At 64.1% G+C, this 21353-nt stretch carries 15 protein-coding genes; 5 read left to right on the top strand and 10 right to left on the bottom strand.

What is annotated here, in order from left to right; genetic code table 11:
* Positions 1-24: 24 nt before the first annotated feature.
* The 3 genes from HKW67_RS18560 to HKW67_RS18550 are packed head-to-tail and all read right to left on the bottom strand — an operon-like array spanning position 25 to position 1349.
* On the bottom strand, positions 25-525 hold the full coding sequence (locus HKW67_RS18560; protein WP_171226800.1) for a DinB family protein: 501 nt from the start codon (positions 523-525) through the stop codon (positions 25-27).
* A gap of 18 nt (positions 526-543) precedes the next feature.
* Positions 544-996: an SRPBCC family protein gene (locus tag HKW67_RS18555; RefSeq protein WP_171226799.1), complete on the bottom strand. Its 453-nt coding sequence runs from the start codon at positions 994-996 to the stop codon at positions 544-546.
* A complete protein-coding gene (locus HKW67_RS18550; protein WP_171226798.1) occupies positions 993-1349 on the bottom strand; it encodes an ArsR/SmtB family transcription factor in 357 nt (118 codons plus the stop codon). Before HKW67_RS18550 ends, HKW67_RS18555 begins: the two co-directional genes overlap by 4 nt.
* Positions 1350-1458: 109 nt before the next feature.
* On the opposite strand from HKW67_RS18550, the gene HKW67_RS18545 reads away from it, so the two are divergent.
* Complete coding sequence (locus HKW67_RS18545) at positions 1459-1854, top strand: ArsR/SmtB family transcription factor (RefSeq protein ID WP_171226797.1); 396 nt, start codon at positions 1459-1461, stop codon at positions 1852-1854.
* Positions 1838-2788, top strand: coding sequence for an SRPBCC domain-containing protein (locus HKW67_RS18540; protein WP_171226796.1), 951 nt, complete (start codon positions 1838-1840; stop codon positions 2786-2788). The genes HKW67_RS18545 and HKW67_RS18540 overlap by 17 nt, the downstream gene beginning before the upstream one ends.
* A 9-nt stretch (positions 2789-2797) precedes the next feature.
* On the opposite strand, the gene HKW67_RS18535 is transcribed toward HKW67_RS18540, so the two are convergent.
* The 4 genes from HKW67_RS18535 to HKW67_RS18520 form a co-directional block, all read right to left on the bottom strand.
* On the bottom strand, positions 2798-4108 hold the full coding sequence (locus tag HKW67_RS18535; RefSeq protein WP_206044493.1) for an amidohydrolase family protein: 1311 nt from the start codon (positions 4106-4108) through the stop codon (positions 2798-2800).
* A gap of 12 nt (positions 4109-4120) precedes the next feature.
* On the bottom strand, positions 4121-5269 hold the full coding sequence (locus HKW67_RS18530) for a hypothetical protein (RefSeq protein WP_171226795.1): 1149 nt from the start codon (positions 5267-5269) through the stop codon (positions 4121-4123).
* A 187-nt stretch (positions 5270-5456) separates the two neighbouring features.
* Positions 5457-6353 carry a DUF4394 domain-containing protein gene (locus HKW67_RS18525; protein ID WP_171226794.1) on the bottom strand — a complete coding sequence of 299 codons (897 nt, stop codon included), beginning with the start codon at positions 6351-6353 and terminating at the stop codon, positions 5457-5459.
* Between the two features lie 354 nt (positions 6354-6707).
* A complete protein-coding gene (locus tag HKW67_RS18520; RefSeq protein WP_171226793.1) occupies positions 6708-9434 on the bottom strand; it encodes a TonB-dependent receptor in 2727 nt (908 codons plus the stop codon).
* A 183-nt stretch (positions 9435-9617) separates the two neighbouring features.
* Here HKW67_RS18520 and HKW67_RS18515 point away from each other — a divergent pair, with 183 nt between their 5' ends.
* Both HKW67_RS18515 and HKW67_RS18510 read left to right on the top strand, forming a co-directional pair.
* A complete protein-coding gene (locus HKW67_RS18515; RefSeq protein WP_171226792.1) occupies positions 9618-10622 on the top strand; it encodes a proline iminopeptidase-family hydrolase in 1005 nt (334 codons plus the stop codon).
* The gene (locus tag HKW67_RS18510) at positions 10622-11035 is read left to right on the top strand and encodes a hypothetical protein (RefSeq protein ID WP_171226791.1); all 414 of its coding nucleotides are present in this window, start codon (positions 10622-10624) and stop codon (positions 11033-11035) included. Before HKW67_RS18515 ends, HKW67_RS18510 begins: the two co-directional genes overlap by 1 nt.
* A 17-nt stretch (positions 11036-11052) precedes the next feature.
* On the opposite strand, the gene HKW67_RS18505 is transcribed toward HKW67_RS18510, so the two are convergent.
* The 3 genes from HKW67_RS18505 to HKW67_RS18495 form a co-directional block, all read right to left on the bottom strand.
* A complete protein-coding gene (locus tag HKW67_RS18505) occupies positions 11053-13107 on the bottom strand; it encodes a response regulator (RefSeq protein WP_171226790.1) in 2055 nt (684 codons plus the stop codon).
* Positions 13104-15401, bottom strand: coding sequence for a PAS domain-containing sensor histidine kinase (locus HKW67_RS18500; RefSeq protein ID WP_171226789.1), 2298 nt, complete (start codon positions 15399-15401; stop codon positions 13104-13106). Before HKW67_RS18500 ends, HKW67_RS18505 begins: the two co-directional genes overlap by 4 nt.
* A 234-nt stretch (positions 15402-15635) precedes the next feature.
* Positions 15636-17675: a sodium-translocating pyrophosphatase gene (locus HKW67_RS18495; protein WP_171226788.1), complete on the bottom strand. Its 2040-nt coding sequence runs from the start codon at positions 17673-17675 to the stop codon at positions 15636-15638.
* Positions 17676-17968: 293 nt separating this feature from the next.
* Here HKW67_RS18495 and HKW67_RS18490 point away from each other — a divergent pair, with 293 nt between their 5' ends.
* A complete protein-coding gene (locus HKW67_RS18490) occupies positions 17969-21274 on the top strand; it encodes a TonB-dependent receptor (protein ID WP_171226787.1) in 3306 nt (1101 codons plus the stop codon).
* Positions 21275-21353: the final 79 nt, after the last annotated feature.

Below are 21353 nucleotides of genomic sequence, written 5' to 3'. Positions count from 1 at the left end.
TCCCCCGCCTCCCGTCCCCGGCTGCTACGCCGCGAACGGATTCTCGTCGGCGCTCGGGCCGTAGATCGACGGCACCGGCACTTCGAGCAATCGCAGATACACACTCAGCTGGCCGCGATGGTGATACCAGTGATTCAGCAGGATCGTGCGCAGAAACGCGATCCGCGGCATGGCCATGAGTTCGGCCCCGTTCGCGTGCACCCGCCACGTCTCGGCCAGCGCCTCGTCGGACATGCCGCTCAGCAACCGCGTTGCTTCCATCACGCTGGCATCGAGCGCGGCCAGCACCTCGGCGGTCGAGGCGGGATCGGCGTCACCGAAGCCCGGAAGCTCGGCCGGATTCTGCGAGGCGAGCGTTGTGACACCGGCGGGATTGTTCGCGAGGTGCATTGCCAGCTGGCCCAGCGTGCGCGACTTGGCATGCGGCGCCCAGCCCAGCTTCGCGTCGGGCACGCGTTCGAGTACGCGACGCGTTGTGGCCGATTCCATCTGGAGTTCCTGAATCAACGTGGCGGCAAGTGACATCGTCGTGATCTCCGAGCGTCAAGTGATAACAGCGAAGCGCGTCTGCACACGACGCGTCATCGCCGTCCAGCCGAGCGTGAGGTTGTCGCGGAAGCCCTCAGGGAAGAGCCCGAGCGCGGTGTGCCGCAGCGTGATCACCGTCTCGTCGCCGTCGGCGCGCAGGCGATACTGCACATTCGACGCGACCGCGAACGACATCATCAGTGGTCCGCTGATCTCGAGAAGGTTGGGTGAGCGGATCGCCTGCACCGTGCCCCAGCAATGGCCGTTGTCCTGCCCAAGATCGCGGTACCAACGTCCGCCGGGATGCGCCTCGAGCACCATCGGCATCGGCGCATCGGCCATGCCCTTGTTGTGCGGGCCGAGCTCCTCGAGCAACGCGGCGAAGGTGTCCTCGATCGACGCACGCACGCGTGTGTCCTGCGTGATGTCGAGCGTCAGGTCGTCGAGTGCGGATGCAACGGTGATCATGGGTGGTCTCCTGGTGGGCGAACGGCGGTGGAGGCGGTGCCCTCGGCACGCGCCTTGATACGCGACAGCTGGTTCTGCCAGTAACGCTCGAAGTGCCGTGTCCAATCGTGGATCGCCTTGATCTGCGCCGGATTGGTGCGGTAGTACGCGTGGCGACCCTCACGCCGCACGTCCACCAACCCGACCTCCAGCAGCACCCGCAGGTGCTTCGACACCGACGGCTGCCCCATCCGCAGTTCGTCTACGATCTCCGCCACGGGCCGTTCGGCCTCAGCCAGAAAGGTCAGGATGTCGCGCCGGCGCGGTTCCGCGATGGCGTTGAAGGGGTCCGACGTCGTTGGTGCGCGAGCCATGATTCCAACCTATACCCATAACGGAATACGTCAAGAGCGACCGCGAGGCCTTGCCAAAGGACTCGATCCTCGTACTTTACCCCTCAGCTAATTAACCATGTGGTAAACCATGCAAGACACGCTCAGTCAAACCTTCTCTGCACTCGCTGATCCCACCCGTCGGGCCATTCTGGCGCGGCTGCGACACGGCGAGGCCAGTGTGTCGGAGCTCGCCGAGCCGTTCCTGGGGCAGATGACGCTGCCCGGGGTGACCAAGCACCTCAAGGTGCTCGAGAAGGCCGGCCTGGTGACCAAAGGCCGCGAAGCCCAGTGGCGTCCGTGCACGCTCAATGCGGAGCCGCTCAACGACGTGGCGGCCTGGATGGACGAGTACCGCGCCCACATGGAAGCCAGCCTCGATCGACTCGGCGAATACCTGAAGACCGTCACGAAGACCGTCACGAAGACCACACCACCGTCAGCCCCCACCACCTCACCGGACTCCCCAGATGACCACCACGGATAGCGCCCTCGACATTGCCATCACTCGCATCTACGACGCGCCGGTGGCGCTCGTGTGGGATGCCTGGACCGATCCCGCGCAGGTGGCGCAGTGGTGGGGCCCGCGTGGCTTCAGCATTACCACGCACAGCAAAGAGCTGCGCGAAGGCGGGAGCTGGGTGTACACGATGCACGGCCCCGACGGCAAAGACTGGCCGAATTTCACGCGCTATCACGAGGTCGTGCCGCAGTCGCGGTTGGTGTACGATCACGGCGCGTCATCGGAAGACGCGAAGCCCATGTTCCGCGTGACGGTGCAGTTCCGCGACTTGGGGCAGCGCACCGAGCTCGATATGCGCATGACGTTCGCCAGTGTTGAAGAGGTGGCGCAGTCGCGCGCGATCATCAAGGCGGCGGGTGGTAACTCCACGTGGGATCGCCTCGCCGAGTACCTCGAGAAGCAGGCGACGCATCAAGAGATTTTCGTCATCAATCGCAGCTTCAATGCACCGCTCAACACCATGTTCGACATGTGGACCAAGCCGGAGCACTTCGCGGCGTGGCTACCGCCCACTGGCTTTACCATGAGCTTCTCGCACATCGACCTGCGCACGGGCGGCAGCGGCTCCTATGCGATGACGAACGGGCAATTCACGATGTACGGCCGCGTGGACTACCTGCTCGTGCAGCCGCCCGACCGACTCGAGTACACGCAGTGCTTCACCGATGCCGACGGCAATATCTCGCGGCACCCCGGTGCGCCCACGTGGCCGGAGAAGATGAAGACCACGGTGCTGCTCACATCCGAAGGAGCAACGCAAACGCGCGTGACGGTGCGCTGGGATGTGTACGGTGCAGCCACGCCGGAAGAAGTCGCCGCCTTCGTAGCGGAGAAGAGCGGCATGACGCAGGGATGGACGGGTTCGTTCGACAAGCTCGACGCGCTTTTGAGCGCATAAACCTCCGCGCTACTTCGCGACGAGCTCCATGATACGAACGCGCATACGATCCAATTCGCGCGGCGAGTAGTACCGACCGTCAGCCACCACAGCGACAACCTGGCGCGTGTTCGCGATATCAACCAACGGATTTCGCGCCAGGAGCACGAGGTCGGCCACCTTACCCGGCTCGATCGTACCCCAGCTGTCGGTTTTGCCGAAGTACCGCGCGGGATTGAGTGTCGCCGTCTGCAGCGCCTGTAACGGCGTGAGTCCGGCCCGCACAAACAGCTGCAGCTCGCGATGCAAACTCGCGCCCGGAACCAGATCGTACCCCGCCGGCGCGTCGGTGCCGGCCAACAACGGAATCTTCGCGTCGTACAATTGCTTGACGAGCGCGAGCCGGCGCGTGGCCCTTTGATTGGCCGCCCGAGCCGCTGAATCTGGTAGAGCCGCCTGCGTCTTGGCCGTTGCACGCCAGCCGTCCACCGCCGAACGGAGCCAATACGGGATACCGGGATCGTTCGCAAAATCGGACGAGGTACCCACGCTGTTGATCACGGTCGGACACTGCCAAACCATGTTTTGCGCGAGCGCCGCAATGAGCTTCGTGTTCGTATCGGTCACGCCAATCATGTGCTCGAAGCTGCGCTGACCAGCGCGCACGGCCTCGAGCCCCGTGATCTCACGCGGCACGTGTCCTTCAAAGGGAATGCCGATGCGTGCCGCCTCATCGGCCAACGCGAAGTACGCGTCTTTCGGAACGAGTGTCTGCGTCTTGATCAGATCGACGCCTCGCGCCTTGAGCATGCGAACGGCCGCGCGAGCTTCGTCGCCCGTAGTCACCTTGATCGCCGCCGCGTACCGTGTCGTAGGGCCATCGATCATCGGGCCCGACACCAGCATTCGCGGCCCGATGAGTTGGTGCGCGGCTACACTATCGCGTGCCGCCAGAGTTGCATCGAGATTGCTCCCCAAGTCGCGTACACCCGTTACGCCGTTCACGATGAACAGCGGGAACATGACGTCGTTGGTGGTGTGAAAACGCGACGTGTCGTTGGTGAAGTACGCATGCACGTGCATATCCCAGAGTCCGGGAATGACGAACATGCCCGTGCCGTCGATCGTCGCCGTCGCGCGCGTCGCTACGCTGGCATCTTCAATGCGCGCAATGCGCTTGCCCCCGACGACGATCGACTTGTTCGCTTGCAGTCGGCCGCTACTCACATCGACGATCGTCACGTTGTCGATCGTGACCGTTTGTGCGAGTGCTCGAGATGTCGGTAGCAGCATGCCGACGATGAAGCTCACCGCAGCTGACGCGATCAGGCGAATATTCATACGCGGTCCCACTTACTTGCCGATCTTGAGAATCGTGAACGAGCCGGAAATCACCGGCGCGGGGACTGCGCGTCCGCCAGCGGGTGCGGGAGGCACCGGTCCGCGCTCGACGCTCATCACGTAGATGTTTCCCGTCTTGGTATCAAGTGCCAGCGTGCGTGCGCCGCTCATGGTTTGAAGATTCTGCACCACTTCGAACGTGGTCGGACTCGTTTCCTTCACCACGGTCAACGTGCCGTTGCTGTGCGAGCTGAACGCTTCCATCGTTTTCGGATTGAACGCCGCTCCATCCGAAGGACCGGCCAGCGGCAGCTTGGTAAGAATCTTTCCGTCTGTCGCACTCAAGATCACCATGACGGGCTGTGGAGCTTGCCCCGGCGTACGACCCAATGCGCACGCAGCGAAGAGAATGTGATGCTTCGCGTCCAGTGCGAGGCCATTGCAGCGACCGATATCACCCAACGGGTAATGCGCCGTCGTTTTCATCGCGCGCTGATCGACCACCGCCACGCTGCCCGCCGAATCCTGCAACACCGCGTACAGTGTGCCCTTGCCGTCGGAGACGGTCTGCTCGGGGATACCACCGAGAGCGATCTTGCCGAGCACGTTGCCGCTGCGGGCGTCGAGCACGATGAGATCCTTCGTGGGATGACTCCCGACATACACCCGGTCGTCAGACGCGTCGAACCAGATCCCGTCGGCACTGAACTTCGGATTGGCCGACGGGGCGTCCGCATTCGGGTCGATGCTCTTGAGCATCTGCATCGACTTGGTGTCGAACATCGTGAGATCGGGATGACTGCTCGCGAAGCCGTGATGCGACTTCGCGTCGACCACCGCACCGTTGCCGCCACCATTCATGATCTCACCGAGTGGCGCGAGCGTTTTCAAATCAAACACGGTCACACGGCCGGGAATCGCCTCTCGCGCTGGTGTGCTGTCAGTGGCGGCTGCGCCACGCACCGCATTGCGCGTGATATACAAGCGCCCGTCGGTGGTATTCGCGTGGATGTAGTCCGTGCCGCCCTCCCCACCAACCCGCGCGCGCTGCAACACTTTGTACGGCCCGTCAGTGCTCGGCGACTGCGCGACCGTCGTACCTGGCGCGATGGAAATCGCCACGAGCGCGGCGAGGCGCAGCGAACCGAAGGTGAGTCGCATGAGGAATTTCCCGAGAAAGACGACGGAGACGTGGAGGAGGCAGGATCGTGTGGTCGTGATATGGCGTCCCTGCCTACATCCGTCAACTCGGCGCGCTCTCGCGCGTCGCGACTGACGCACGGTACGAACGCAAAACCGCGCGAACCTCGTGAGGTTCGCGCGGCCGTTGCATCGTGAGCGAAGCGTCTTACGGTCGAACTACGACGCTCAGGAGTGCGCCCTTCGTCTGGGCGAGCAGGCCGAGCTTGGTGGTGAGGCCGGTGTCGAGGTTCACCGTGTACAGCACCGACTTCTCCGAAGCCGATGTGCTCAACACGGCATATGCGGTTCCGGTCGCATTGCTGATGTCGAATCCGGAGAGCAGGCCGGCGTCAACGCCAAGCGCGCCCACCGTGACCAGCATGCCACCGTTTGGTCCTCCAGCGCCAAACTCCACCAGCACATCCTGCGCGGCATCGATGGCGTACAGTTCCGTTCCCGTCGCCGGGTTGGCGTCGTTGTTCGTGTAACCCAACGCCGTGAGATCCGGATCAGCGCCCGCGTTCACATCTCCCATCGAGTAGGCCAGCGGCACGTCGCGGATGGTCAAGCCGGACTCCACGTTGATGCGGAGATTCTGATTCGTGTTGCTGTGAATGCGAAGGCGATCCGCCGCCGGATTGAAGCCAACACCGAATGCCGAACCCTCCAAGGGAATGCTCAGCGTCACCGGCATGGTGGCAGCACCGGTGACGGGATCGACTTTGTACAAACGGCTGGCGCTGGTCACCGCGTACAGCGTGCCAATTTCGTTGACACCGTTGGCGCCGGTGTCGCTCGGACGGAAATCAATCCCGACGACCGTTTCGCCGTCGACCAGTCCCGTAATCGGCACGATACCCGTGGTCTGATTGCTCTTGTCGGAACTGAAGCTGACGAGCTCATTGTTCTCCGTGAGCCCGATCAAGGCCTCGCCAGAAGTAGCGGCACCGGCCTCTGCCGCACGCGCGCTGGCGGAAGAGATGTCGGTCGGCACGGCCGTGGGTGTTTCCGCGCAGGCGGCGAGGACGATCGCGGCCAGGAGGAAGGAGAGACGGTTCGTCATGAGAGGCTCGGGAGGGAGGGAGGAAGAAGCAGCACGGACGGTACGTCGCCAGACTCGTGCCGGATCTCTTCGTTCAACCGGTCCCGTGCACTCAATGGCCGAGTTCGTTTCGTGAAACACAAACAGCGCACGACCGATAATGCCGAGGCACTGACTGATTTGGCGGGCGCGCACTGGCGGTCGTCACGTAACATCGACGCCTAAACGAACGTGGGCCACAACGACACAAACCGCGCGAACCCGTGTCGGTCCGCGCGGTCGTGTCGATGCGTGTGGTCGGCGAGCGTGCTTACCGGTTCACGCCTTGGTCAGCAGCGGCATCAGCAGCGACACCAATCCACAGCCCTGCCCTCCTTACGGTGTGAACACCAAACGCGCGAACAGGAATCGCCCGTTCGCTCCGAACGGCGAGAACGGCGAGAACAGGCGCGTAGCCCCGGTGTTCTCGGGGTTCGACGCCGAAATGCGGTCGGGATATACGTCGAACAGATTGTCCACGCCCAGCGAGAGCGAGAACGACTTGTCGAGGCGACGTGTGACGCTCGCGTCGGTGATCCATCGACCCGTGAAATACTGATCGCTCGACGCGCGGGCCACCGTGGGTGCCAGCGCCAGGTCGGGACGCGTCCACCATCCGCCGAAGTAGGCCTGCTGCACATTCAGCGACCACGACGGCTTGGAGTACTGAACGTTGATGCGGGCCAGATTGCGCGGCTGCGCCTCGGTCAGGCGCGACCGCTCGACCCGGCCATACAGCTGCTGATTGAGCGCCGCCAGCTGCGGCGGCGGCGCTGCCACGCGCAGCAGCGACGTGCGATTGTGGTTGTACCCGAATGTGGTTGACAGCGAGGCGTCATTCTCGAGCTGCCGCACGTAGCGCAGCACGACGTCCACGCCACGCGTGCGCGTGTCCACGGCATTCGTGAAGTAGCGTGGACGCACGTCGCCACGGAGACCGAACGGCTCGATGATCGCCCGCACACCGGCGCCCACGAAATTTTCCGACAGCACGATGCGGTTGACGACTTCGATGTTGAAGTAGTCCACCGTCGTGCTGAAGTTGCGCACCGGCGACCACGTGATTCCTGCCGAGGTGTTGGTGGACTTCTCGGCTTCCAGTGGATTGGCACCCAGTGCCTTCGCCACCGGCAGGTCGACGGGCACCGTGTACACTTCGTTCGTCGTCGGTACACCACCCACGATCAACACGTTGGACGCGGTGGCGGAGTAGTTGGCCTGCCCCAGCGACGGCGCCCGGAAGCCCGTGTTGTACGCGCCACGGACGGCCACACCACGACCGATCGCGAATCGGCCTGTGGCCTTGCCGATCACGGCGGATCCGAAGTCCGAGAAGTTTTCGCCGCGCGCGGCCAGACCTACCGTGAGGCGCTTCGTCGGATTCCCTTCGAGATCCACATAGCCCGCGAACGACGTGCGCCCGACGTTGCGCTCGTCAACCGGGCGGAATCCGTAGAACAGCTGTGATCCCGGCACCGTGAGCTGCCCACGCTCGGGGCCGTCGAGCACGCGCACGCCGCCGTCGATGTACGACGTGCTGTCGCCCTGCAGAATGCGATAGTTGTCCGACCGGAACTCGGCGCCCACGGCCACGTTCACCGGTGTCGCGAAGGCCGAGATATTCACCGCACGCGAGAGGTCGATGTTCGTGGTGGACTGCGTCGAGCGCAGCATACCGGCATAGAACTCCGTGGGGCTGTTCACGCCCAACGTGGGATTCACCGAGTTCTTGACATCGAAGCGGAAGTTGTTGCCGCCGAAGGAGCTGCTGAGGTCCCACTGCCATCCCTTCGCCTGTCCCTTCGCGCCACCAGTGAGCGAGAGATCGAGCGATGTGCCCCAGATCTCTGGCAGGAAGCCGTTGGGGTAGAGCGCACGCACCACGGTACGTTCCGATGGACGACGCGGGAAGCCGAAGGCCTGCGATTCGCGCACCGTCCCACCGCCGAACGCGTACAGCGTGATGCCCGACGCGGTGGAGTAGCCGCTGTTGAGCATCAGGCCGCCTTCACGCAGCGCCGCGTCGCCATACCAGCTGTTGTTACGCGCCTGCGGCAGCAACGCCGGATTCACCCGCGCCACCGAGTCGTCGTTGAAATACAAGGGCCGCAGATCGGGCGTCGCCCGGTTGGTCAGCCCGCGGTCGCGATACTCGCCGCTCACATTGAGGAAGCCACGATCGCGAAACCCACGCGACCAGCTGCCGTCGGCCTGCGTCACGCCACCGTCGCTGTAACTCGTCTTGTCGTACGACGAGTTCACCTGACCGAAGGTGGTGGAAAACGTGGCTGGTGCGTTCTGCTTGAGGATCACGTTGACCACGCCTGCGATGGCGTCCGATCCATACTGCGCCGCCGCGCCGTCCCGCAGCACTTCGATGCGATCGATGCTCGACGCCGGGATCGCATTCAAATCGATGCCCGCCGATCCGCGTCCCACCGAATTGTTGGCGGCGATCACCGCGCCGGCGTGCCGACGCTTACCGTTGATGAGCACCAGCACCTGATCGGGCCCCATGCCGCGAAGCGTAAACGGTCGCTGTCCGTCCACACCGCCGGCGATTGACGAGCGCGGAAAGTTGAGCGAAGGCACCAGCATCTGCAGGATCTGCGCGGTCTCGGTGCGCCCGGTCTGCTTGATGTCTTCGGCCGTGATGACGTCGACCGGAACCGGCGCTTCCACCACGCTCCGTTCCTGCCGACGCGATCCGGTCACGGCAACCGCCGACAACTGCGCGGCCGACTTGCTGAGCGTGAAATCCACGGTCACGGTGGCGCCCGTCGCGACGCGCACGGTCTTGACGGCGGAGGTGTAGCCGATAAGGCGGGCGACGAGCGTGTAGTCGCCGGCGCTCAACACCAGCCGATAGCTGCCGTCGGCCTTGGCCTGCGTGCCGAAGGCCGTACCGGAGACGACGACGGTGGCACCCGTGATCGGGGCATTCGCGTCGTCGCGCACCACGCCGGTCACGATGCCGGTAGACTGGGCGACTGCCGGCATGGCGAACGCACACAGCGCAACGCCAAGTCCGGCCACGAGGGTTCGGAGCGGGAGAGTCATCATAGGGGCGGGGTGTTGGAAGCGCGGCCCGGTCTCAGGCGATACGGACAGACCGGCTCTCGGCGGGTGGGAGGCGAGAGGGACGAAAGGAGGGATTAACGCCGGGACGAAAGGTGTAACGGGAAGCTCAGCGGTGAGGTTCCCTGAGGGTTGGCGCACCAGCCTTCCGTACTGCACTCTTCCGCTGTGCCCAAACACTTTGCGATCTGGTGCGGCCTGACCGCCGCCGCACTCTGCGCCTGCCGCGGTGATACGCGCTCCACGAACGACAGTGCCGCGGCCACTGCGGCGGCCACCTCACCCGCTCCAGCCACGCCGGTGCTTGGCCCGGGCGAGGCCATGCTCCCGGTCACCGGCGGCAGGATCTGGTATAAGGTGAGCGGCACTGGCACAGGCACCCCGGTCATCCTCGTGCATGGCGGCCCGGGTATGGGCAGTTTCTATCTCAAGTCGATGGAAGGACTTGGCGTCGACCGTCCGGTGGTGCGTTACGACCAGCTCGGCGCGGGCAAGTCGGATCGGATGACCGACACCACGCTGATGGTGATTCCGCGCTACATCGAGGAGCTCGATTCGCTCCGTCGCACGCTCAAGTACGACAAAGTATTTCTCAACGGCAATTCGTGGGGCACGATCGTCGCCGTCGAGTACTACAAGGCGCATCCGGAGCACGTGGCCGGGATCATCTTCAGCGGCGAGGCCTTCGACATCACGGCCGCCGAGAAGGAAATCAACAAGTGGGTGGCGACCCTGTCGGATTCGGCGCAGAAAGCCTTCGCGCAGTACAACACCGACAAGAATCTCGAGGCACCCGCCTACAAGGCCGCCACCGAGGAGTTCTACGCCAAGAACGTCTTCCGGCGCCCGGTCAAAGCCGATCTCGACTCGATGTTCGCGATGATCGGTATGGACCAGTACCGGTACTTCCAGGGCGAAAACGAGACGATCGTGGTCGGCACGCTCAAGGGATACAGCGCCATGAGCATCCTGCCGACGATCAAGGTGCCGGTACTCATGACCACCGGTGAGTTCGACGAACTCGGGCCCAAGCTCATCGAGCAACACACGAAGCTCATCCCTGGGGCGAAGTACATCGTCTACAAAGACGCAGCCCACATCACGCAATGGGACGCTGCCGAGCAGAGTGTGAAGGACGCGCGCGCGTTCCTCGCGGCGGCGGACAAGAAGTAGTGGCGGACGCCTCACGTCGTCCGCGCGAAGAACAGATCGGGGAGCACGACTACGCGCGTGCGTCCCGATTCACGTGGATGGGCGAAGTGATCATCGGCGACGGCCACGACGCGCGCGCGGTTCGCGGCACGTGGAATCTCGAGTGGCACCCGCATGCGCTCGTGCGCCCCAGTGCGTCGTCCGCACTGATGCCGGAAGTGGGTGACGCGGTGGCATGGACGTCCCGCGTAGCCCGCCTCATGACGCTCGCCGAGCCGGGGCTGCAGCTGCGCATCGGTACGTCAGATGCCGATGGCTGGACGACGCTCGAGGTGACGGCGCCTTCGCACCCGGCGACCGTACTCGAATTCGATCGCGACGCGATGGCGACGGTGGCCGGTGTTCCAGCGATAGCGCTGCGCGTGTTCGCGTAGCGCCGATCGTCGCTACCCTACCACGCCTGAGCCTGACGCGCCAACGCGCCTGACACGGTGTTCAGGAGCGTCTCGATCGAGTACGGCTTCGCGATGAAGTTCGCTCCCTTGGACAGCGCCAGCGTCGGGTCGTCGAACGAGTCCGAATAGCCGCTACAAAAAATCACCGGGAGTGCTGGCCGTTCGACGGCCAGCCTGGCCGCGAGATCACGCGCCGTGAAGCTGCCCGGCATGATCAGGTCGGTGATCACGAGGTCGATGGCGTCGCGCTGCGCATCCCAAATGTGCCACGCGGCCTCCGCGCAGTCGGCCACGAGCACGGTGTATCCATTGCGGCTGAGCACCCGCTGCATGACTGATCGCAGGGACGCCTCATCGTCGACCAGCAGGATGGTGCCGCTGCCGGGTTTCGATTCGGCGCGCACGCTCGCGCGAACCTCGCGCTTCGGCGGCATGTCGCACGCCGGGAGGTAGACGTCGAACACGGTCCCGCCGCCATCGCGAGCGGTAACGCCGATCGCGCCACCGTGCAGCTGCACAATCTCGTGTACCGTGGCGAGGCCTAGTCCGGTGCCGCGGCCCTCCGCCTTGGTCGTGAAGAACGGTTCGAACATCCGCGCGCGCACGTCATCCGGGATGCCGCTACCCGTGTCACGCACCGAGATGCGCACGTATTCGCCGGGACGCATCGCCGCGCTGATGGCAGCAGCAGCAGCAACATCCACCGCCTGCCGCGTAGTGGCCATCGTGAGCTTGCCGCCGCCCGGCATCGCATCGCTGGCGTTCATGGCCAGATTGAGCACGACCTGCTCCAGGTGCTGCTCATCGCTCAGCACCAGCGGCAAGTCGGCCGCCAGTTCAAGCTCAACCGCGACATCAACGACGATCAATCGCTCGAGTAACCGGGCGATCGCCACAATCACACCGTTCACTGACATCGGGTGTGCCTCGAACCGGTCGCGTCGACTGAATGTGAGCAAGTGCCGGGTGAGTGCGCGACCGCGGTCGGCGGTGGCGAGAATCTCCTGAAGCAACTCCGTCCGCTCCATCGGATCGCTGCCCGTCAGCACCATCTCGGCGCTGACCGCCATCGCCGTCAACAGGTTGTTGAAGTCGTGCGCCACACCGGCGGCCAGCCGCCCGACTGCGTCAACCCGCTGGCGCTGGTGCCTCTCGTCGCGGGCTTCCCGTCGTTGGATCGCAAAGAGGATGGCACGACCGAGTCCGCTGCCGCCGAGCTCATTTTTCTGCAGATAGTCCTCGGCGCCCGAGCGCAGAGCCTCCTCCCCGCTCCGTCCGTCCGCGTTGCCGGTAAGCACAATGATTGGCTCGCCATGCGTGGACAGCCGACGCAGGGCGTGCACCGCTTCCAGCGCTTGCGCGTCCGGTAGCGAGAGATCGGTGACGATGACGTCGAATCGGCGCTCGGCCAGCAGCGGTGCAGCATCCGAAAGCCGGGTCACGTGGACAAGCTCGAATGCCGTCGATTTGGCCGCGAGCGACGACCGCACAAGCAGGGCATCCGACGGCGAGTCCTCGACCAGCAGCACGGCAACACGGCCCGCCGCGCTCCGTCCAATCTCGGCAGGTACGGCGGACGGACTCCCCGACGGCGCAGCGTGCGGCGGCAACGTGACCACCTCGAACCAGTAGCGCTCAAGCGAGGCCAGGGCCTCATGGAAGCGCCGGAAATCCACAGGCTTGGTGATGTAGCTATTGGCGTGTGCGGCGTAGGCGGCGGCCACGTCTTCCGGCGCGGCCGAAGTCGTCAGCACCACCACCGGAATGTGGCGCAACGAGGGATCGGCCTTGATGTGGACGAGCACCTCGCGCCCGTCCATGCGCGGGAGATTCAGGTCGAGCAGGATGAGGTCGGGACGCGGCGCATCAGCGTACGAGCCTTCGCGGCGCAGAAACGCCAGCGCCTCCACGCCGTTGGCGACCGTGTGCAGCGTGTTCAGCAGGCGCGCTTCTTCCAGCGCGGCCTTGGTGATCAGGCGATCGCTGGGAGAATCCTCCACCAGGAGAATCACGACGGCCGATTTGCCCGGGGCGGCGACGCGGGCTGTCATCGAGGCGCCGGCAACGTGAAGCGGAACTCTGTTCCCGCTCCCTCAACTGGTTCCACCCAGATCCGGCCATGATGCCGCTCTACGATTCTCCGGCAAAGCGCCAGGCCAACGCCCGTGCCTGGGTACTCCTCCCGCGTGTGAAGTCGCTGAAAGATCTCGAAAATCCGCTCGCGCGCGTCCGTCGGTATGCCGATCCCTTGATCCCGGATTGCCAGGATCCAGCTGCCATTTTCACACCAGCTGCGGATCTCGATCCGAGGCGGGGCGCTACCCGCATACTTGATGGCGTTGGACATGAGATTCTGAAACAGCTGCACCATCTGGCGACGGTCAACCTGCAGAGAAGGGAGCTGGCCGACCGTGACCACGGCGCTCGCTTCGGTCGCGGACAGGTGAAGGTTGCGACCCGCCTCTTCCACTGGCTCAGCGAGTGACACTTCCGTCAACTCGGCACCTTGCGTGCCCACTCGCGAATAGGCGAGCAAGTCGTCGATCAGACTTCGCATCCGATCAGCACCACCGACCATGTGGCCGATCAGTTCGTCGGCCTGCAGGTCGAGCTTGCCGTGGTACCGCTGTCGCAAGATCTGCGCGCAGCCGGAGACCGCGCGAAGCGGCTCCTGCAGGTCGTGCGAGGCAGCGTACGCGAACTGCTGCAGGTCCTTGTTGCTGCGAGCCAACTCGTCGGTTTGCGACCGCAGCTCGGTCTGCAACTCCATCGCCTCGCTCACATCACGGGTAAAGAACAGCATCCCGCCAAGTACATGATTCGCCTCGTAGAATGGTCGCGCCTCCCATTGCAGCCAGGTCGTCTTGCCATCGGGCTGCGGGAATGGGTCACCATCATGGCGATGCACTTCACCCGCGAGCACCTTTTGATGAATCAGCTTCCAGCGCTCCGGCAGGTGAGGAAAAACGTCGTAATGACAGCGGCCGATGACTGCCTCGCGCTGCAGACCGTAGTCGGTCATCCAGCGGTCACTCGCTTCCACATAACACACGTCCTTGTCGAGCATGGCAATCGCCGCCGGCGCGTGCCGAATGAACTCCTTGAGCTGCGCAGCGCTCTCCTCCTGCAGGCTAGCGGCGACCACCTCCGCAGTCACGTCGAAGTTCACGCCGATCATGCGAATCGGGGATCCGTCGTGGTCGAGGAAGCCGCGTCCGCTGGCGCGAAGGTGCCGCACGCCGCGGCTGCTCGGCCGCAATCGGAAGTTGGTGATGTAGCTGGTGCCGCTGGCGGATGCCGCCTGAACGATCGCATCGGCCTCCGCTCTGTCATCCTCGTGCACGGCCGATGTCCAATCGTCGTATGTCACCGGCGTGCCGCGAGGGATGTCATACAAGTCATACATATTGTCATCCCAAGTCAACGTGCCCGTCTCAACGGTCCAGTCCCAGATCCCGATGCCGGCAGAGGAGGCCGCTATCGCGATGCGCGCGGCTGCACGATCCCGCTCGCGGCGCGCCAGCGCCAGTTCGGTCACATCCTGAAGGGTGCCATACAGACGACGAACCACGCCCACATTGTCTCGCTCCGCGTATCCGCGGGCGACCACGAAACGTGGCGTCTCGGACGCGCCCGCAAGCTGCAGTTCCAGCTCGTACGGATCGCCGTGCTCTCTAGCGCGTCGGATCGCCGCCGACAACGCGATCCAATCGCGCTCTGTGAAGAGCGCGTGATGCGTGTCGAACGGCGGGGGCGTATCGCCGACCGGCAACCGGAAAATGCGAAAGAGCTCAGCGGACCAGCTGACTTGATTGTCATCGAGATCAAAGCTCCAGCTACCGGTGTGCGAAATCTGCTGCGCGGTCTCGAGCGACGCGGCCAGCACTCGCATCTTCTCCGCGGTGGCGAGCGCCGCCTCGGTGCCTTGGTGAATGCGCAGTTCAAGGTCAGCGTTCAGCGCCGCCAGCGCGGTCTCGCTGTCCCGGAGCTCCTGCACGTCGGTGTTGGTGCCGTACCAGCGGAGAATGGTGCCGTCCGGCGCGACGTCTGGGGTCGCACGGGTTTTGAACCATCGGTAAACGCCGTCGTGCCGACGGATGCGGAAGTCGAGATCGGCGGGTTCCTTCCGGTCAACGGCGGATGCCCACCCGGCAGCGGTGGCGACCCGATCGTCCGGGTGGATTTGCTCCAGCCACGCAGAGCCAAGCTGCTCCGACTCCGGAATTCCCGTGTACGCGACCCATTGCGGGCCGAGGTAATCGCACGGCCCGTCGCCACGACAGCTCCACACCAGCTGCGGCATCGACTCGGTAAGCGCACGGAAGAGGTCGAGCGGTAGCGTCATATGTCGAGCGGAAGGTGGGACGCACGAGGCGGGCCTTGCAGGCCGTATTCGCTCTGGTACTGCACGAGGCGCCTCGTCGCGTCCGCTCTACATAGCGCAGAGTATCGGTCGGTGCGAGTAAACGCGCAAGCAATGCGTTGACAGTAGGCGCCGACGCAAAACCGCGCGGACCGTTGCCGGTCCGCGCGGTCATGATGCGGATGATGCGACCAGAGGTTGGGTCGTGACGCGCGACTACGCCTTCGCCAGCAGCGGCACCAGCAACAGCGCCACGATGTTGATGATCTTGATCAGCGGGTTGATCGCCGGGCCCGCGGTATCCTTGTACGGATCGCCCACGGTGTCACCGGTTACCGACGCCTTGTGGGCTTCGCTGCCCTTGCCGCCGTGATTGCCTTCTTCGATGTACTTCTTTGCGTTGTCCCACGCGCCGCCGCCGGTGCACATCGATATCGCCACGAACAAGCCCGTCACGATCGTGCCCATCAGCAGTCCACCCAGCGCCGCGCCACCGAGCAGGAAACCGACAATGGGCGGGATGACGAGCGGCAGCATTGACGGGAGAATCATCTCGCGAATGGCGGCCTTCGTGAGCAGGTCCACCGCCTTGTCGTACTGCGGCTTCTGCGTGCCCTTCATGATGCCGGGCAGCTCCTTGAACTGACGCCGCACTTCTTGCACGACCGCACCAGCCGCGCGACCCACCGCCTGCATCGCCATGGCGCCGAACAGGTACGGAATCATGCCGCCGATGAGCAGGCCGATCACGACCTTCGGATCGTCGATCGAGAAGTTGACCGGGCTGCCCAGATGCACGCCCAGCTTGCTCGAGTAGTCGGCGAACAGCACCAGCGCGGCGAGGCCGGCCGAACCGATCGCGTAGCCCTTCGTGACGGCCTTCGTGGTGTTACCCACCGCGTCGAGCGCGTCGGTGATCTTGCGAATCTCCGGACCGAGATGGCTCATCTCGGCGATGCCACCGGCGTTATCGGTGATCGGACCGTACGCGTCGAGCGCGACGATCATGCCCGCCATCGAGAGCATCGACGTGGCCGCAATGGCGATGCCATACAAGCCGGCCAGATCGTAGCAGAAGTAGATCGCGGCCGCGACCACCAGCACCGGCGCGGCCGTCGACTTCATCGACACCGCCAGACCGGCGATGACGTTCGTGCCGTGTCCCGTCTCCGACGCCTTCGCGATCTGCCGCACCGGGCCGTACTCGGTGGCGGTGTAGTACTCGGTGATCACTACCAGCGCTGCCGTGAGGGCGAGGCCGATCATCGCGCAGCTGAACAGGTTCGTGCCCAGTTCACCGGGGAACATGGTGCGCGTCACGAAGAAGAATGCGATCGCCGCCAGCACACCCGACACGATGAGGCCGCGGTACAGCGCATTCATGATCTTGCCGCCCGGCTTCACGCTCACGAAGAACGTGCCCACGATCGACGCCGGGATCGACACCGCGCCGAGCACCAGCGGATACAGCACGCCGGTGTTGCCATAGGTGGCGAACGACAGACCGGCGACCAGCATCGCGGCGATGATCGTCACCGCGTACGTCTCGAACAGGTCGGCCGCCATGCCCGCGCAGTCACCGACGTTGTCACCGACGTTGTCGGCGATCACGGCCGGGTTACGTGGATCGTCTTCGGGAATGCCGGCTTCGACTTTACCCACGAGGTCGGCGCCGACGTCCGCGCCCTTCGTGAAGATGCCACCGCCGAGACGGGCGAAGATCGAGATGAGCGACGAACCGAACGCCAGACCGATCATCGGTTCGAGCGCCGCGCGGATCGCTTCTTCGCCCGTCCCGTTGCCGAGGACATACATATAGAAGCCAGCCACGCCCAGCAGGCCGAGGCCGACCACGAGCATGCCGGTGATCGCGCCGCCCTTGAAGCTCACGTTCAGCGCAGCGTTGAGCCCGCTGGTTGCGGCCTGTGCGGTGCGGGAGTTGGCGCGCACCGACACGAACATGCCGATAAAGCCGGCCAGCCCGGAGAGCACGGCGCCAATCGCGAAGCCGACGGCGGTCACCCAGCTGCCGAGACCGAAGCCGACGGCGAGAAAGAGCACCACGCCGACGATGGCGATGGTGGTGTACTGGCGCTTCAGGTAGGCGTCCGCGCCTTCCTGGATAGCGCCGGCGATCTCCTGCATGCGCGCATTGCCGGCGGGCAGCGAAACGATCCATCTGGCCGAAAGGATGCCGTAAACAATGGCAACGGCCGAGCACACGAGGGCAAGGACGAGAGCGTACTGCTCGAGCACGGGGTGTCCGGGGTTATTTATGGAGGGGAGGCCTGGGAGCCCGTAATGCAAAGGATCCCCGCAAATTCGTTCCTTGGCTGGGGTTAGGCCAGTCCCCAGAGTCTGCTTTGTTGCGATCTAGCAGGGACGGGACCGAATCCAGGACTGGACGGAGCGGACTGAAAATGGGAGGAACCGTGCCGAATTGTTGCCCATTCGCGACGTGGCCGATTCGCTCGCCACACGCCGCTCCGCGTACATTCCCCCCCGGCAGCTAGTCACGCCCCCTAGATAGAAACCTTCAGGAGATGGGAATGAAGCCGTGGTTCATGAAGTTCACGCGGGCAGCGTGGTTGCTCGCGTGCGGGTGCCTGCTGGCCCTTCCGACCGCCGCGCTCCACGCGCAGGGTGTCACCACCGGCTCGATGAGCGGAACGGTGAAGAGTGACAAGGGGGTCGTTGCCTCGGCCCGCGTCGTCGCCGTGCACCAGCCGTCCGGCACCACCTACCAGGCGACGACGCGCGCCGACGGACGCTTCCTCATTCCCGCCATGCGCGTCGGTGGACCGTACACCGTGACGGCCGTGGCGCTGGGTTACGAGCGCAACGCCCAGAGCGGCCTTGACGTCACCCTCGGCTCGTCCACCGACGTGAGCTTCGAGCTCAAGACGGTCGCGGTCACGCTGACCGGAGTACAAGTCACCGCCACGGGCGGCGCGCTCAGCTCGCGCATCACCGGCGCCTCGACGACCATTCCGCGGGAAGCCATCGCGGCGTTCCCGACCATCGGGCGCACGATCACCGACTTTACGCGCCTGACGCCCCAGTCGAGCGGCTCGTCGTTCGCGGGTCAGGACAACCGCCTGAACAACATCACGCTCGACGGTTCGTTCTTCAACAACTCGTTCGGGCTTGGCTCGCAGCCAGGTGCCCGCACGGGCGTGTCGCCGATCCCGATCGACGCCATCGAACAGATTCAGGTGAACATCGCCCCGTTCGACGTGCGTCAGGGCGGCTTCACCGGCGCCGGCGTGAACGCCGTCACCAAGAGCGGCGGCAACGAGTTCAAGGGCTCGCTGTATTACACCACGCGTAATCAGGGGCTGGTCGGCGACAGCACGGCTGGTGCGTTCTACAACAAGGGCACGTTCAAGTTCACGCAGCCGGGTGGCTACGTGAGCGGTCCGATCATCAAGAACAAGCTGTTCTTCTTCGTCGACTACGAGACGGACGAACTGACCCAGCCGGCCACCAGTTTCCAGGCGAACACCGGTGGGCAGGAGATCAAGAGCAACACGACGCGCGTGCTGCAGACGGACATCACCACGCTCAGCGCCTTCCTGAAGGACAAGTTCAACTACGAGACCGGTCCGGCGCAGGGCTTCAATCTGGCCGTCCCGTCGACGCGCATCATTGCCAAGATTGACTGGAACGTCAACGACCGGAACAAGTTCAGCTTCCGCTACTCCGATCTCGAGTCCAAGTCCGACCAGCCGATCTCGAACTCCAATGCGCTCGGCACGCTGGGCAATCGTCGCGACAATCTGAACTCGATGAGCTTCCAGAATTCCGGCTACGCCATCAAGGAGAACGCGCGGTCGTACATCGGTGAGTTGAACTCGCAGATCGGGTCGAACATGTCGAACCAGATCATCGCCGGGTACACCACGAACGATGAGAGCCGTGAGTCGAAGGGCACGCTGTTCCCGCTCGTGGACATCAACAACAACGGCACCAACTATCTCTCGTTCGGTTTCGAGCCGTTCACGCCGAACAACGTGCTGAAGTACAACACGCTGCAGTTTCAGGACAACTTCTCCATCTACACCGACAAGCACGATCTCACCTTCGGTGTGACGGCGCAACGCTACCAGTCCGACAACGGATTCTCGCCCGGCCTGCAGAGCGCGTACGTGTACAACTCGCTCGCCGACTTCTATACCGACGCGAACGGCTTTCTGGCCAATCCGACGCGCACCACGTCACCGGTGACGCTCGGCCGCTTCCAGGTCCGCTACAACAATATCCCGGGCATCGACGCGCCGATCCAGCCGCTGCGTGTCAACACGTACGGCGCCTACGCGCAGGACGAATGGCGCGCGACGCGCAACCTCAAGGTGACCGCAGGCTTGCGTATCGACCTGCCGGTGTTCGAAAACACTGCGTTCAACAACGCACAGGCCAACGCCCTGTCGTTTCGCGACGAGACCGGTGCGGCCGTCAAATACAACACCGGCAAGCTGCCCGACGCCAACCTGCTCATCTCGCCGCGCGTCGGCTTCAATTGGGACGTGGAAGGCGATCGTCGCACGGTCGTGCGCGGCGGTACGGGTATATTCAGCGGTACGCCGCCGTACGTCTGGATTTCCAACCAGCTCGGCAACACGGGCGTACTCACGGGCTTCGATCAGCGCGACAACACCACCACGCGCCCGTTCAACCCGAACCCGGAAACGTACAAGCCGACGACCGTGACCGGCGCGCCGGCGGCCACGTACGAACTGAACGTCACCGCACCGGACTACAAGTTTTCGCAGGTATGGCGCTCGAACATCGCCGTCGATCGTCGCTTGCCGTGGGGATTCATCGGTACGCTTGAAGGATTGTACGGCAAGGAAGTGAACGGCCCGTACTACATCAACGCGAACCTGCCGGCGGCCAACTCCGCCTTCACCGGCGCCGACACGCGTCCGCGCTGGACGGCGGGCAACAACCGCGTGAACAGCAACGTGACCGCGGCCTACGTGATCAGCAACGCAACGACGGGACACTCGTACAACATTGCCGGCTCGCTGCAGAAGTCGTTCACCAACGGCTTCTTCGCGAAATCAGCGTACTCGTACGGCGTGACCAAGAACTCCTACGATCCAGGCTCGACGGCGTCCACGAACTGGACGGCGAACGCGCAGGCCGGTGACCCGAACAACCCCGGCGTGCAGTTCTCGGCGTTCTCGCCGGGACATCGCGTGTTCCTCGCGGTGTCGTATCGCAAGGAGTATTTCAAGTTCGGCGCAACGTCGATCTCGCTCTTCACTGAAGGCCGTACGCAGGGTAACTCCAGCTACACCTTCAGTGCCGACGCCAACGGCGACGCAGCGGGGGCGAACGATCTGATCTACATCCCGCGCAACACGTCGGAGATGAACTTCCAGCAGTATGGCGTGAATGCGGCCGGCACCGTGGTCACCACGAATCCGGTAAAGGTGTTCACCGTGGCCGAGCAGCAGGCGGCGTGGGAAGCCTACATCACGCAGGACAAGTACCTTTCGGCGCGCCGCGGGAAGTACGCCGAGCGCAATGCGGTATTCCTGCCGGTGCTGTTCCGCAGCGATCTCGGCGTTACGCAGGAGATCTTCCAGAATGTCGGCGGCAAGCGGAACACGCTCGCCATCCGCTTCGACATCCTGAATCTCGACAACCTGATCAACAAGAAGTGGGGCGCCGGCGATCGTCTCGTGTCCAGCACGCCGCTCATTCCGCAGGGAGCGGACGCGAATGGCGCGCTGCAGTATCGCCTCCGCAACTTCGGCACGAACCTGCTCAACACCACGTACCAGCACACCGCCGGCATCTCGGACGTGTGGCGCATGCAGTTGGGTGTGCGGTACACGTTCAACTAAGCCGCTCCTCGTTGGGTCCAACGCGCCGTCACCTCCCAAGGTGACGGCGCGTTGTCGTTGGCGGCGTTCCTCTCGCGCC

It is taken from the genome of Gemmatimonas groenlandica (assembly GCF_013004105.1).
In the GTDB taxonomy this organism is placed as follows: Bacteria; Gemmatimonadota; Gemmatimonadetes; order Gemmatimonadales; family Gemmatimonadaceae; genus Gemmatimonas; species Gemmatimonas groenlandica.
Note: the sequence above shows the minus strand (reverse complement) of the source record. Positions and strands in the feature narration are given on the sequence as shown.